At 31.2% G+C, this 14888-nt stretch carries 14 protein-coding genes; 9 read left to right on the top strand and 5 right to left on the bottom strand.

What is annotated here, in order from left to right:
* Window positions 1-70 precede the first annotated feature (70 nt).
* On the bottom strand, window positions 71-1051 hold the full coding sequence (locus tag FLP_RS01775; protein WP_065447795.1) for a hypothetical protein: 981 nt from the start codon (window positions 1049-1051) through the stop codon (window positions 71-73).
* 174 nt (window positions 1052-1225) lie between these two features.
* On the opposite strand from FLP_RS01775, the gene FLP_RS01770 reads away from it, so the two are divergent.
* The 8 genes from FLP_RS01770 (at window position 1226) to FLP_RS01735 (ending at window position 6518) form a co-directional block, all read left to right on the top strand.
* Window positions 1226-2017 carry a helix-turn-helix transcriptional regulator gene (locus FLP_RS01770; RefSeq protein ID WP_065447794.1) on the top strand — a complete coding sequence of 264 codons (792 nt, stop codon included), beginning with the start codon at window positions 1226-1228 and terminating at the stop codon, window positions 2015-2017.
* Window positions 2018-2146: 129 nt separating this feature from the next.
* Window positions 2147-2920, top strand: coding sequence for a carboxypeptidase-like regulatory domain-containing protein (locus tag FLP_RS01765; RefSeq protein ID WP_065447793.1), 774 nt, complete (start codon window positions 2147-2149; stop codon window positions 2918-2920).
* A 410-nt stretch (window positions 2921-3330) separates the two neighbouring features.
* Complete coding sequence (locus FLP_RS01760; RefSeq protein ID WP_089477448.1) at window positions 3331-3720, top strand: hypothetical protein; 390 nt, start codon at window positions 3331-3333, stop codon at window positions 3718-3720.
* Window positions 3721-3963: 243 nt separating this feature from the next.
* A complete protein-coding gene (locus FLP_RS01755; protein ID WP_065447791.1) occupies window positions 3964-4329 on the top strand; it encodes a hypothetical protein in 366 nt (121 codons plus the stop codon).
* Between the two features lie 161 nt (window positions 4330-4490).
* Window positions 4491-4709 carry a hypothetical protein gene (locus tag FLP_RS01750; protein WP_065447790.1) on the top strand — a complete coding sequence of 73 codons (219 nt, stop codon included), beginning with the start codon at window positions 4491-4493 and terminating at the stop codon, window positions 4707-4709.
* Window positions 4710-4768: 59 nt separating this feature from the next.
* Window positions 4769-5233, top strand: coding sequence for a hypothetical protein (locus FLP_RS01745; protein ID WP_065447789.1), 465 nt, complete (start codon window positions 4769-4771; stop codon window positions 5231-5233).
* Window positions 5234-5395: 162 nt separating this feature from the next.
* Window positions 5396-5860: a hypothetical protein gene (locus FLP_RS01740; RefSeq protein WP_123921638.1), complete on the top strand. Its 465-nt coding sequence runs from the start codon at window positions 5396-5398 to the stop codon at window positions 5858-5860.
* A 151-nt stretch (window positions 5861-6011) separates the two neighbouring features.
* Window positions 6012-6518: a hypothetical protein gene (locus FLP_RS01735; RefSeq protein WP_065447787.1), complete on the top strand. Its 507-nt coding sequence runs from the start codon at window positions 6012-6014 to the stop codon at window positions 6516-6518.
* Window positions 6519-6970: 452 nt separating this feature from the next.
* Here the strand turns inward: FLP_RS01735 and FLP_RS01730 are convergent, their stop codons facing one another.
* The 3 genes from FLP_RS01730 to FLP_RS01720 all read right to left on the bottom strand — a co-directional run bounded on the left by FLP_RS01730 (window position 6971) and on the right by FLP_RS01720 (window position 9150).
* The gene (locus tag FLP_RS01730; RefSeq protein ID WP_065447786.1) at window positions 6971-8431 is read right to left on the bottom strand and encodes an aminoacyl-histidine dipeptidase; all 1461 of its coding nucleotides are present in this window, start codon (window positions 8429-8431) and stop codon (window positions 6971-6973) included.
* Window positions 8432-8647: 216 nt separating this feature from the next.
* Window positions 8648-8941 carry a type II toxin-antitoxin system RelE/ParE family toxin gene (locus tag FLP_RS01725; protein WP_065447785.1) on the bottom strand — a complete coding sequence of 98 codons (294 nt, stop codon included), beginning with the start codon at window positions 8939-8941 and terminating at the stop codon, window positions 8648-8650.
* Window positions 8938-9150, bottom strand: coding sequence for a hypothetical protein (locus FLP_RS01720; protein WP_065447784.1), 213 nt, complete (start codon window positions 9148-9150; stop codon window positions 8938-8940). Before FLP_RS01720 ends, FLP_RS01725 begins: the two co-directional genes overlap by 4 nt.
* A gap of 85 nt (window positions 9151-9235) precedes the next feature.
* Between FLP_RS01720 and FLP_RS01715 the strand changes: the two genes are divergently transcribed.
* Entirely contained in the window at window positions 9236-10297 is a 1062-nt protein-coding gene (locus FLP_RS01715; RefSeq protein ID WP_065447783.1) for a DUF3810 domain-containing protein, read from the top strand.
* 56 nt (window positions 10298-10353) lie between these two features.
* Here FLP_RS01715 and FLP_RS01710 read toward each other — a convergent pair whose 3' ends face one another.
* Window positions 10354-14886 carry a TonB-dependent receptor plug domain-containing protein gene (locus FLP_RS01710; protein ID WP_165606637.1) on the bottom strand — a complete coding sequence of 1511 codons (4533 nt, stop codon included), beginning with the start codon at window positions 14884-14886 and terminating at the stop codon, window positions 10354-10356.
* Between the last annotated feature and the right edge of the window lie 2 nt (window positions 14887-14888).

Raw genomic sequence — 14888 nt, 5'->3', positions numbered from 1 at the left:
TAAAATCCCAAATTCCAGACATAATTGGAATTTGGGATTTTTTTATAGTAAAATATTAAGTTTTTCAAAATTAAATAGTTGTGATAAAAAGTGCATTTGCACTGGAACTAAGGGCTGAACTCAAATTTTCCAGAACACCATTTTTTACTATTTTTGCGGTCTGACCAGTATTATTAAGCAGATAAAAATCCTGTCCTACTGCTTTCAAATCATTTGATGAAAAATTTTCCTTCCAAATCACTTCTCCATTTTTCCATACTTTATAGCTAGTGACCAGATTATTTTCATAACCCAAAACATAAACATCATTCCCTACTACTGAAATGTTAATCGCCACATTAGTAAATTTTCCATCACTCAAATTAGAAGCGATTCCATTTTTCCATAATTTGGCAACAGAAATCTTATTTACTACTTCAACACCAACGATATAAACATCATTGCCTTTTACTTCAATATCATGTGCAGCTGAATAGGAATCTCCATTTGTCAAATTAGAACCTGCTTCATTTGTCCAAAATCTAGCACGATCGTCCTGAATCCCCACAGTGTACACATTATTGTTATTTACTACAATGCTTCTTCTATCACCTTGCAATGTTGAGAGGATTCCATTTTTCCATATTTTTTGCACATATGAATTATTTTCAATTGCCCTACCAAGTATATACACATCGTCTCCATTTACTACCACTTTATTTGCCAGACTTCCCGGTGTACTAGCCAAACTTGCCTGCGTACCATTCTTCCATAATCTTGCCGTTTGAACTCCGTTGGCATCCTCTTGAAAACCCACTACATAAATATCATTACCTGATACGGCAACATCATTTGCCACTGCATTGTTAGTACCATCCGTTAAACTCGTAGCAACGCCATTTTTCCAGACAGTTGCTATAAATCCCCCTGTATTGCTTTTCTTTTCGTATCCGCATACATAGATATCTTTTATGGCAGCCTTGCTTTCCTCATCCTTTGAAGAATTATCATTACTGCAGGATATTGTGCAAAAAATAATTATTAATATCGAAAGTTTTTTCATGGTTTTCATCACATTTAAATTTTGATCGTTATACAAATAAGATTGATTAATTATTTCTTTTATTCTAAAAATCAGATATTTAGAAAATTTTAATTCCTAATATTGCAAAATCAAATTTATCTTTTAAATAAGTCTTATGTAATAGTAGAAAACTACTAATTTTATATCAATCCGGTAAAAATTATGAATTCAAAATTTATAAAACCTCTTTCTGTAGCAGATTTTACAAAAAAAATAGCTGTGAATAAAAACGATACCCCCGTTGATTATATGGAATATTTCAAACATTTTATAGATAAAATAGATAGTTTTGCTATTGGTCCCTATTTTTGGTTTGTTCCGAGCAATTTGACAATGGGAATGATTGCAACAAGTGATAATATTGGACAACTTACTCCCTATTCACATTACACTACTACAGATTGGAAAAATATTAGTCTTGAGGATTTAGCTAATATGGTTCATCCTGATGATCGCCATTATATATTATCAGCTATACAAATTGCATTTGAAACAATTGAGAAATCAGCAAACAGAGAATTTTTAAAATTCAATATTTATGGCAGATTTATGAATGCTGAGCACCAATACCGTTGGGTTTTAATACAATTTCCTGCTTTTTATATTACAGAACGAGTTGAGAGTGCTCTTATCTTAATTACAGATTTGTCCCACTTAGGAAATATCAAATCGCCATTACTTACCATAAGCGACTATAGTAATAAATCCTATCATTATTTTAATGTACTCATGGAGACTAAAAATATGATTGCTACGAATTTGCCTTCAATTACAAAAAGAGAGCGTGATATAATTGGTTTAATGGCTAAGGGATTGAAAACCCCTGAAATTGCCAGGGCATTATTTATCTCTTATTCAACAGTAGAAAATCACCGTAAAAATTTAAGAGTAAAAACCAATACTAAAACATCCTCTGAATTAATGACTTTTGTAATTCAAAACAATTTAATCTGAATCATCTATTTACTTTTAGCCAATATTAAAAAGCAACACCCTAACCTTTGTTAATTTTCTGATAATTATATCCGAAGACTGCAAAATATTTAATCCCTATTTAGTACTTTTAGAGCTTTAAATCAGGATATGAAATATTTCGCCGTTTTCTTTTTTACACTCCTTTCTACAATTGGTTTTGCTCAAGACACTGAGTCTACAGTACCCCAAAGAGTATCTGGTTATATTATCAATGATAATAGTAAACAACCACTTGCTAATGTTAATATTATCAACACCAATAAAGTACGTGGTGCAAAATCTGATGCCAAAGGATATTTTGAGATAGATGTTCAGCTAAACGATACGATTCACTTTTCGATTTTAGGTTTTCAATCTCTGAGAATCAGGGTAACAAATGACTGGATAAAAAATAAAGTAACCCGAATTCAGCTTACTGAAAAAGCAATTGCTCTTGAAGAAGTTATCATTGCCCCTTTTAGTTTAACAGGATACCTCGAAGTCGATTCGAAATTAATTCCGACTAAAGAAAACTATCGCTATAGCATTTCAGGCCTTACACAAGGTTATGAAGCGGGTGAATATTCTCCGAATGCTTTTGGAAAAGTATTGGGATCTATTTTTAATCCTGCCGATGTGCTCTATGGTTTCTTTGGAAAAAATGCGAAAGAGCTCAAGAAATTAAAGGAAATGAGAAAAGATGATACTGTTCGAAATCTGTTAGAATCTAAATACGATCGCGAAACTGTCTCAGTATTATTAGGCATTAGCAAAGACGAAATTCCTGAAATTTTACAGCGTTGTAATTATTCTGAAGCCTTTATACAATCAGCAAATGATTTACAGATTATGGATGCCATTAATGGTTGTTACGAACAATATAAAGTGCTGAAACGAAATTAAAGTTCAGCGTTCTCTAATAAATTAATCCCTGATTACTCTAAGTGGTCAGGGATTTTTATTTTAAAGTGTTTTTTATTTTTACTAATACTAAAAAGCAGACCTTATAGCTACCACACGTTACTGCGAAAAGTAATCAATAATATTAAGGTTCTGTTTAATTATCTGTAAGACAAATATGTTATATTTGATTTTTAATAAAACAGATATTATTAGACAAAGCCATCCTATTTAGGGGTGATATGTATGACTTTGTCAGACTTATATATAAGTTATGCGGGAGTTATGCTGAAATTACGCAGATAAAAACAATTTGAAAATAAACATTTGTTTCCGCAGAAAATATCTAAACGGAAACGTAAAATTATAATAGCAATTTTTAAAACTACGAACAGAGATAACTAAGAAAAATTATGATGAAGATTCTACTTTGTTTAATAATATTAATATTTTTTAGCAACTGCGACAGAAAGAAAACTATAAAAGTAGAATTAAGTGCATCGCAATTAATTCCAAAAGGCGAATGGATAAGTAATTCTGATTCTCAATCTGGAATTAGCATTAGAGAAGATAAAATTGCCTTTTTTAAAAATATGGAATTCAAAAGCGAAGATATTTATAAATATAAAATTGTAGATTCAGTTGAATACGAAAATGAAACGAAAAAAATTCTTTCAACATACTTGGTAACTTATGATGATGCAGATACAATTAAATATAAAATTAATGCTAGGAAAAGTTCTGTGATTACATTAAGACTAAAAGAAAATATAATCGAAACTTTCAAGTTGAAAAATAAATAATGAGAAGCCGAAAATTTAAAATTAGAATTTGCCGACAGAAGCGTGATAAATTTACGGTTCAATTGTAATTTCGACAAAATAACCCCCGCATAACGCACGCTACAAGCAATTTGGTTATTAGGCTTAATGAAAAAATTGGTTTGTATCTGGAAGATTTGGCAAATCCGAAGATAAGGCTTAATTTAATCCCCAACTGCTTGTAGCGCGAGAACGTTAGCAAACATCTTAACCAAACTATCATAAATGAAACTACTAAGCTTTTCAATTTTGTTGTTATTCACTTGCTTACTATCCGCACAAGAAAAGAAATGTGCTGATTTTAAAACTGGGAAGTTTCTTTACAAAGATTCTAAATATAAATATTGGGTTGTCACCAGAAACGATTCAATCCAAACTGAAACAAACTCTAGTTTAAATTGGATTGCTGAAGGAACCATTAAATGGACAGACGATTGTAATTATGAATTGGTATATACAAAAGCATTTTCTAAAGAGTTTATTGGAAAAACTGTTACTGCAAAAATTATAAAAATTAATGGCAATGAAATTTTATGTCATTCTATTCTTGAAGGAATTGTACTTGATTTAGAAATGATTAAAATTGAATAAAGACGATTTGCTAACAACTACTACAACGGATTTGGGCAATAGGCTTAATTGAAAATAGTTTTGTATTTGTATGATTTGGCAAATCGGTCAAATGCGCTTAATTTATTACTGAAGCAGCTGTAGTATCAGAACGTCGTATTCAACTTTAACCAAAATTATTTATGAAAAATTATTTTTTAACATTATTCTTTGCTTTAGCATTGACAAGTTGTTCCGGACAAACTGATAAGGAAAAATATGGGCGTCCTTTAATTGCACTTATTGAAACAGATCCTTGGCTTATGGTTATTGGCTCTGATGTTCCAACTTTTGCTTTGTACGAAAATGGTCAAATCATTTATAAGAAATTGTCGGTAAAGAAACAAAATATTTTGAAGTAACTAATGACAAAGAAACAACTCAAAAATTAATTAAATCGTTTGGAATTACAGACAATTTGATGAAGCAAGAGGATTTTATAGAAGCATCAACTGCCACTGATCAACCAACAAATATTTTGCTGTTAAACTTTGATCCTGTAAGGCAATTAAGTGTTTATGGACAATTACGCAATTTAAAAAATCAAGCAAGAAAAGAAACACCAAAAGACTTTCTTGATGTTTATGACAAGATTATCAAATTCGAAGACAATAAAGCGATAGAATGGTTACCAAACACTTTTGAAGTTATGGCTACAAAATATAGTTATGCACCTGAAAAATCGTTGAAATGGAATATTAAATGGAATGACATTAAAAGTGAATCAACCGTAAAACGCAATGAAGATTTATATAGTATCTATTTAGACAAAAAATACTATAAAGAATTTATAGAGCTTTTAAAAAACATGAAAGAAAAACAAGCTGTCGAAATAAATGGAGAAAAATATTCGTTGACATACAGACTTCCTTTTCCAAACCTATAATAAAAAACTACACATAAAAGCCATTTGGCAAGATTGCAAATTTCGTAATAAATTCAAGTTTGAGTTTCGAAAGATATTTATCTTAGCCGAAAGAACTCAGTTATAAAGCTTGCAAACTCAACAAACACCTGAACCTTATGCACAATGCAAAACCACAGTAACATGAAAAAAACTATACTATTTGAATTTTTATATTTATTGTTGAGTTTAATAATTGGGTTCTTTGGAATAGCTTTTCTTAGTAGAATTACATATTCTAAAAACCTTTTTGTCATACCCGTTTTTGGCAATAACATTCAAATGACAGCTGGATTAATGTTATTTTTCTTTTGGTTAGTTTCATTGTTTATATTGACATTACTTAGACAGTTTAAACAAAACTTCAATAACCTTTTCCATAATTTAATTTTGCTTATAGCTGGTTTAGCGTTGACTTACTTTTTCTTGAATTTTATATCTAGTGCTCAAAATATGAAAAATGTATTTGGAAAAGAACTTCTACCTGAAAAAATCAAAGGTCTAAATTATGAAATAGCTTTGTTTTCTTTTCTTCAAATATTAGTTATAATAACTATAATAAAAGCTGTAATTACTTCTATATTGACACTAGAAAAGCACTATGCATAAGAGCTACTACAACGGATTTGGGCAATTGGCTTAATTGAAAAATAATTTTGTATTTGGGATGATTTAGTAATCCAAAGAAATGGCTTAATTTAGCTCTAAACTCTCTGTAGTACCAGAACGTTATACTACATTTTTAAACATATAACTGTAAATGGAAGAAATAGCAGAAAGAAGATTAATAGTAGATATTGATCTTGCACCAATTGTAAATGATGTTTACACGGGAAAGTGTGTCGTAGCAAATTCTGAAATAGTTATGCTCCTTAATTTTGATGAAGAAAACAAAAAGTTTGACGGATTTACTATTGTGAAAAATAATGACATCGAAAAATATAGAACTTGGGAAGAAGAAGATTATGCAGAATTGAAAAATGACAATTCAGAAAGTTTATTAGCTAATATTAATTTGAATGACTTTACAGATTTAGAGAAATCATTGAAAAGCTTAGTATCCGAAGTAGTTTCAATTTTCACCTATGATAATGAAGATTCATTTTTTGTTGGTAAAATATTATGGGTAACAAATGATTCCGTTGAATTACATTTAATTGATGAAGATTCCAATTGGAGTGAAAACGAAATTATAAAACTAAATGATATTAGTTACCTTGGTTTTAACACCGAATATGAAAGAGAAATTAAGAAAAACATGGTATAACAGCCGTTTGGCGAGATTTGGATTTTAAACTGAATTTAAGGATGGTTTTATATTTAGAAAATTTGCTTTACCTGTTCGATCTCACTCGCATGACAAATCCGAAAACCAGACTTAATTTTATAACAACCTGCGATAAAACCAAAACATAATAATCAATACTTTCTCAAACTCAAATCCTCAATTAAAAAAATTGGGGATTTTTTTTTGCCTTTAGGATTTTAAAAACCTTACATTTACTATTAAAATAAATAATACAAACTAAATCAAGATATTATGGCTAAGAGTCAGGATGCTAAAAAAACAGCAAAAAAAGAACCGCTAAAAACGGCTAAGGAAAAGAAAGAAGAAAAAAGAGAAAAGAAAAATAGTCCTAAGAGAGATTAATTTTCAGTCGCAGTCGCAGTTTTCAGTCTCAATGAGAAACTGAAAACTGTGACTGAAAACTGATTACTTTATTTAACCGGAATATTAGAAAGAATTTCTAATACAAATTTCCAATATTTTTGAGCCGAAGAAATACTTGCTCTTTCATCAGGTGAATGTGCACCGTGAATGGTTGGTCCAAAAGAAATCATATCCATATCAGGATAATTTGTTCCTAAAATTCCACATTCTAAACCAGCGTGACAAGCTACCACTTTTGGCTTTTCACCATTTTGTTTTTCGTAGATTCCAACCAAAGTATCCAGTATTTCAGAATTTACATTTGGTGTCCATCCCGGATAAGAACCAGAAAGTTCAACTTCACAACCTACTAATTCAAAAGCAGAACGCAATGCATTAGCCAAATCGAATTTTGAAGTTTCAACAGACGAACGTGTCAAACAACCAATTGAAATTTCACCATCTTTTACAATCACTCTTGCGATATTATTTGATGTTTCAACCAAATCAGCCATATCAGCACTCATTCTGTAAACACCATTATGTGCAGCATAAATCGCTCTAATAATTCCTTCCTGAACACCTAAATCCATTATTTTTTCAGGCAAATCGCATTTTACGATTTCGATAGTAAGATTTGGTTCCGTTGTTTTATATTCTGCTTTTATATCATTGATGATTTCCTGCATGTCAAAAATATACGCCTCATCAAACATTTCAGAAATAATCACTTTTGCAACGCTTTCTCTCGGAATTGCATTTCTTAAACTTCCTCCGTTAATTTCAGCCACTTGTAAACCAAAGTTTTCAAAAGCATCAAATAACAAACGGTTCATAATTTTATTAGCATTCCCTAAACCTTTATGAATATCCATTCCTGAATGACCTCCATTAAGTCCTTTTACGGTAATAATGTGTCCAACTGATCCTTCCGGAACTTCTTCTTCATTATAGCTTCTTGTAGCCGTTACATCGATTCCACCGGCGCAGCCAATATCAATTTCATCATCTTCTTCTGTATCTAAATTCAAAAGAATCTGTCCCTGAAGAATTCCTCCTTTTAAATTTAAAGCTCCTGTCATTCCGGTTTCTTCATCAATAGTAAACAAAGCTTCGATTGCAGGATGCGGAATATCTTTGCTTTCCAGAATTGCCATAATTGTAGCTACACCTAACCCATTGTCAGCACCAAGTGTTGTACCGCGCGCACGAACCCAGTCGCCATCAACATACATGTCTATTCCTTGTGTATCGAAATCAAAAACTGTATCTGCATTTTTTTGGTGCACCATATCAAGATGTCCCTGCATAACGATTGCTTTGCGATTTTCCATTCCCGGAGTTGCCGGTTTTCTGATGATTACATTTCGTATATCGTCTTCAAAAGTTTCTAAACCTAAGCTGTTTCCGAAGTTTTTCATAAACTCGATTACGCGTTCTTCTTTCTTTGACGGACGCGGAACTTCGTTTAAATCGGCGAATTTATTCCAAAGTGCTTTTGGTTCCAGATTTCTTATTTCCTGACTCATTATATTTTGTTTGAAGTTTAACAATTAAGAGTTCCAAAGTTACAAAGTTTATATTTTTTTTCGCCACGAATTTCACGAATTAGCAATAATCTTATTGAAATTAAAATACAATTTCACCAATACTATCTTGTTTTGTAAAATTATAATCTAATAGTTAGTGAAAGTTCGTGGAATTCGTGGCCAACTTTTTTTATCAATCAATATTGTATTTGGATCTTACTTAGGATACTTAGAAGGATTAAGTGCTGTATTAAAAACTGATAAAATATAAATAGTCATCAATTTTTCATCAATGAAATAAAGAATAATAAACGGGAATTTTTTCGTAGGCAAACCATGATAATCTTTGTATCTGATTTGAAAGAAAGGATTTTTGGTTAATGTTTTTATATGCTCATCAATTACCTGATAAAAATAGTCACCCAATCCAATTTGTTTAGATTCATAATAATCAATTGCATCTTGTATATCAAGAATTGCTCTTGGCTCAATTACAACTTCAAAAATCATTTTCCAGATTTAAAACGCAATTGTTTTTTCGCTTCATTCCACGGAAGAAAATCTTCAACTTTTGATGTTGATCTTCTTTCATCTAATAAATTTTTCATTTCTTCGGTAACAGAAAATTCATTAATTACGGTTTCATAATTAAATTTTTCTATTAACTGCATAAAGAATGACAATTCATTATCTGGAATATTTAAAGTGATTTGTGTCATTTTTCCCTTGTTATAAGTAACAAATTTACAAAAAAAGAAAGCGAACTACTATATTAATTATTATTTTTATACCAAAAGCAAAATTGTGAGAAGAAAATACATCCTTCCTTTATTCCTCTTAATTCAAATCATCATCTTAAAGATACTACCCTTCTTTCCAGAGTTTATCGAACGATTTTACAGCAACACATTATATATAAAAATCTCTCATTTTTCGAGAATCATTTTAGGTAAAATTCCTTTTTCAGTTGGTGATGTTATCTATTCCATTTTAATCTTATTATTGATTAGATGGTTTTGGAAAGTACGTAAAACCTGGAAACTACAATGGAAAGATAATCTCCTAAAGACTTTAAGTGTTCTTTCTGTTTTTTACTTTTTCTTTCATTTGCTGTGGGCTTTCAATTATTACCGCGAACCTCTTTTTGAAAAAATGAAAATTCAGAGAGAATATACCGATGCTGAATTATTAGCTTTTACCAAAAAACTTATAGTAAAAACCAATAAAATCCAGTTTCAGATTACTAAAAATGATAGCTTAAAAATCGTTTTTCCGTATTCGCAGGCAGAAGTTTTCAGAATGAATCTGAACGGTTATAACAATCTGGCCAAAGAACATTCCTTTTTTAAGTATGAAATTCCAAGCGTTAAAAAATCACTTTTCAGCGTACCTTTAACTTATATGGGTTTTGGCGGATATTTGAATCCGTTTACGAATGAAGCACAGGTTAATGATTTGTTGCCGATGTATACTTTTCCCCTAACAGCAAATCATGAAATGGCACACCAAATGGGATTTGCGAGCGAAAGTGAATGCAATTTTATTGGTGTTTTGGCTTCTGTTAAAAACGAAAATCTATATTATCAGTATGCCGGTTACAGTTTTGTTTTGCGTTATTGTTTGGGAATCTGGCAGTTTAAAAATGAGAAAATTTTCAATGAATTAAAGAAAACAGTTCATGTTGGAATCTTAAAAAACTATCAGGAAAGTCAGGATTTCTGGAAACAATACGACACTTTTATTGACGAAGGTTTTCATGCTTTTTATGATACTTTTTTAAAAACAAACAATCAAAAAGACGGAATGGACAGTTATAGTAAATTTATCGATTTGATGGTGAATTATTATAAAGGGAAAGAATTTTGATTATAGTAGTAACAAAAACACCTAACAGGTTTTAAAACCTGTTAGGATCATTTAAATCAAGGCAACACTTCTATCTCCAATCCCTGATTCCAGTTTTTATGTTCTTTTTCATAATACAAATAAGCCGAAGAAGCGACTCCTTTATAACTTCCGGGAACAATGGCTTTAAAATCGACATTGATTTTTCGGATTTCTTTTCCGTTTAATTTTCTGAAATAAAATACAAGCTCATTGTCGAAAATTTCATAATAATCTACTGCATTCTTTTCTACCAGTTCTTTTAATTGCCACGGCTCAGGAGTTAATCCGCCGGGAATTCCAATTCTTGCAATTGGGTTTGATATTTCACTGGTAGTTTTATTCTGAATTTCAATTTCTACCCGAACTGTTTCGCTAACTTTTACTTTATTTATTACTGCTTTTGTAGTTAAAAATAATTTGCATGCCACAGCATTATTGGGTGTATAGGTATTGTACTGAACATTAAACGAATAAGGAATACCACTTTCTTCCTGAATTTGAATCGAAAAGTTATTTGTTCCTTCTTTCACCTTTAATTCTTTTAAAATTACGTTTCCTTCTTTATCTTTTACAGTCAAATCGATTGGTTGATTATTTAAATCCATTGTCGCAATTTTCATGACATTATTATTCACATAAATTTTATTGAATTCAGTAACTGCTTTCAAAGCCAAAGCCGTTGCTTGTGTAGAACCAAATCCGTAAGAAGTTTTGGCAGATTGTATGTAATCTATAATTTCAACAACATCATCTGCGATTTTCTTCTCTTTTAATAAAGCAAGTGCATACAATGAAGCAATCTCGACATTCATCGATCTTCCATAACTATTGATAACCGATTGTTCTGCTTTTAAATTCTTCAGCGCTTGTTTCTTTACTTCTGCTTTAATGAGCGTCATTAATGACTTGTAATCCTCCATTTTATTCAAATTGAATGCTGCCAACGCCAATAATTCCATTCGATAAAGATCTTTGCTTTTTAATCCTTCTTCTAAAGCGGTCTGATATTGTTTTTCAATATCCTTATTACCCATTTCAGACAAAACATACACAATATAAGCGTTGTTTACTTCTTTCTTTATTCCTGAAAAACCATACTTTCCGGGATTTTGTTTAAACCCGCCTTTATCATCTTTTCTGGAATTCAACCAATCCATTGATCGCCCGATTAATTTTTGATCTACATTAATGAATTCTTTCATTTCATTAAACTGTAATAAACCATAGGCCGTTAGAGCTTCATTTCCGGGATTTCCGCCGTACCATTCAAAACCTCCGTCTTTTGATTCGTAATTTTTAAGTTTTTGATAGCCATTTTCTAAAAATTGCAGCGCACGCTGTTTAAATTCCGGTGCTGTATTCTTAAATTTTGACAATTGCATAACCATAATATTCGGATAATTAGAAGATGAAACTTGTTCAAAACAGCCATAAGGTTCTCTCATCATACTTTCCAGACCATCAAAAATAGAACTAAACGGATTGTAAAATAATTTGAAATCAACACTCATCGAATTGGGTATTACATCTCTCAATACAAAATCGATGCTTTTAGATTTCGATCCTGAAATGTCAATGTTTGCAGGAAATCCTTTTGCATAAATGTCAATTATTTTTTTGATTTTGGTTGTATAATTTTCTCCACTTAAAGTAATTTCCAAAGGAAGATTTTTACCGACTTTCTCTGCAATTAATTTTATATTAACGGTTTTAGATTCATTTGGTTTTAGCTCAATAAACGCACTTTCTGAAATCTCATTTTTATTTTTTGGAAAATCAACTTTGTATTCTAACTTTATGTTCTTACCTGAATTATTTTTTAGCCAAAGAGGCAACAAAATCACATCCTGCTCTGAGGCAAAAAGAGGAATTTTCACATCGCTCTGAATTAATTCTTTCACAGCAAATGAAGCTTCAGATTTCCCCAGATCTCCTTTATAAGAAGTTCCTTCCGCCATAATTTTGAAAGAGGTATTATCATCAGAAGTATAAAATTCAAAATCAGCTTGTCCTCTATTGTCGGTTTGAACAATGGCATTCCAGTAAATACAACTTCTAAAATCCGTTTTTTCTTCTACAATTGTCGATTTGTATTTTGGAGCATAAAAACTTTCGGCTACATTTAGTATATTTTTACCAAGCTTATTTATATACTCAAAAGAATAATGATAGCGGGCTCCTAAAAGCGTATTGCCTTGCAATAATTTGTTTTTGGTAGTGACTACAATTACACCATAGGCACCGCTTGAGCCATAAATTGCGGTTGCTGAGGCATCTTTTAAAAACACAATCGATTCGATTGAATTGACTGATAAATTACCAAAAACAGATGAATTCTCATTGTTGGCATACGGAATTCCGTCAACAACAATTAAGGGTTGCGATCCTGCTCTGCTGCCGTAAATTGAACTCATGCCTCTAATGATAATTTTATCTGATGCACCCGCCTGTCCCGAAGATTCTGTTATCTGAATCCCCGCTACTCTTCCACTTAACGAACTATTGGTAAGATCTCTCGAAGTTAGATAGGTAATTGATCCTGAAACCATTTTCCTGGTGGTTGTACCATACCCCATTACGATTACTTCTGATAATGCAGCAGAATCTGAATCTAATGAAACTGAGTTTCCTCTTACCTGACCATTTTCAGCGAGAGTTTCTCTTTTTTCTACAGGTTTGTAATCGATATTTAAGGTCGTTGTATTTGAAAGTGTGTCTTTCATTTTAATAAAATCAGCCAGACCAGAAAACGAATGTGTTATCTTATATTTTGCTGATTTTCTACTCTCTACAACCACACATGCTAAATTTGAAAAAGGAATTTTATTAAACTTAAAATAACCGCTTGAATTGCTTTTTGTTTCATACACTTTTCCGTTATCTGTAAAAAGCAATACTTTTTTAGCAAAACCCTTATTTTCATAACTGGTTATAAAACCTTCGATTACAGGCGTTTTTTCGGGTCTATTATTTTTAAATTCCGAGATTAATTTTTGAAGATTCTTTTGATCGTATTTTCTCCAGCCATGCGTGTTTAAAAGCAAATCGATAGCTTCTTCTCTATTTTCAATTTTCTTATTATCATCAAAATAAAATCTTGGTTCGAATATTTTGCCTTTTAGTTCAAAACCAAGAAAAAGCCACGATAAAATATTATCCTGTTTATCATCGATATAAGTAAGCAATTTTGAATCTAATACTGAAACAGAAAGATTTGACGGAATTGGAGCATTGTTTTTATCTTTTGTGACGATCGAAACTTTTACTTTTTCTCTTGGCAAATAGGTTTCTTTATCAGTTTTAATTTCGATTTTCAATCCATCCTGACAGTTCAGGAAAACGAGTCTTTCTGCTACAATTTTATTTTCAACCACTAACGAAAATGAGTGAATTCCAACAGGAAAGTTTTTTGTATTAATATCTAATGAATTCCAGCCTTGTTTTAAATTTAAATTGATTTTTTGATGAATTTTTGCTGTATTTCGAACCAGAATATTCGCGTCAATTGCTAATGGAGCATAGATTTGTAATGCAAGTTTTTCAGGATTCTTTTTCGCATTGATAACAAAAACATTTTGCTCGGCTTTTGGCAGCGCAATTTTTTCTTTGGATGCAAAAGGAGAAGTGACAACTGCAAAATAGTTTTTATTTTCTTCAGATTTCAGCATCACATTCCCCATTCCGTCGTGAATGCTTTTAAAATCGGTCATTTTATTTCCTTTTTCATCTTCAATATAACCGGCAATATCCATCGGAAAACCAAATTCATTTTTAGCGATAAAAAATAAAGAAGATGCTTCATTCAAAACTAAATTGCCACTTTCGGGTAAAAATTGCAAGTCAATAAAATTCAAATTAATCGGAATCGAACGCGTTACCGATTCTTTGACATTATCATAATCCAGCAGTACATTCAAAATTCCGTCGTTTGAAGTTAAATTTTCAGGAAGTTTAAATTGAATAATGGCTTTTCCAAAATCATCAGTTTTGGCCTGAAGAGAATCTATTTTTTTTCCGGCTATAAAAACATCATATTTAAAAGCATAATTTCTAATAGGTAGATTTTCCAGATTTTTAAGTTCGAAATCTGCCTGGCAAACTTCTCCTTTTCCGTATGCTTTTTTCTTAAAATCCAAAGTCATCAAAATTCTTGGAGCAACTACTTTTTGCACAAAAAAGGTCTTCGTAAAAATGTTTTCAGAAAGTGCATTTTGAATTTTAGTATAGGCTTTTATCGTATACAAACCAGAAATTCCATCGGCAGGAAGGGTATAAGAACCAGCCACACTTCCGTTTTCAATAACATAAAATTGACTGATCAATTTTTTATTACCCTGAAAAAGATCAACGTACAAATAATCACTCAATGCACTTGGCTTGTTATCGCTTTCGGTTACAAAAGCTTTAAAAAAAACAGTTTCTCCAGGCGTGTACAAAACGTTATTAAGCTGTAAATAAACCTTTTCTGTAACTGAACTTTGGTAAACCGTATTCCAGTCTGCTTCGAAATTTTGGGCAACAGCAGTTTTAACTACTAGTAAAAACAATATATAGAGTATCTTTTTCATCA

Source organism: Flavobacterium piscis (assembly GCF_001686925.1).
Classification (GTDB): domain Bacteria; phylum Bacteroidota; class Bacteroidia; order Flavobacteriales; family Flavobacteriaceae; genus Flavobacterium; species Flavobacterium piscis.
This window is presented reverse-complemented; position numbering and strand designations above follow the sequence as displayed.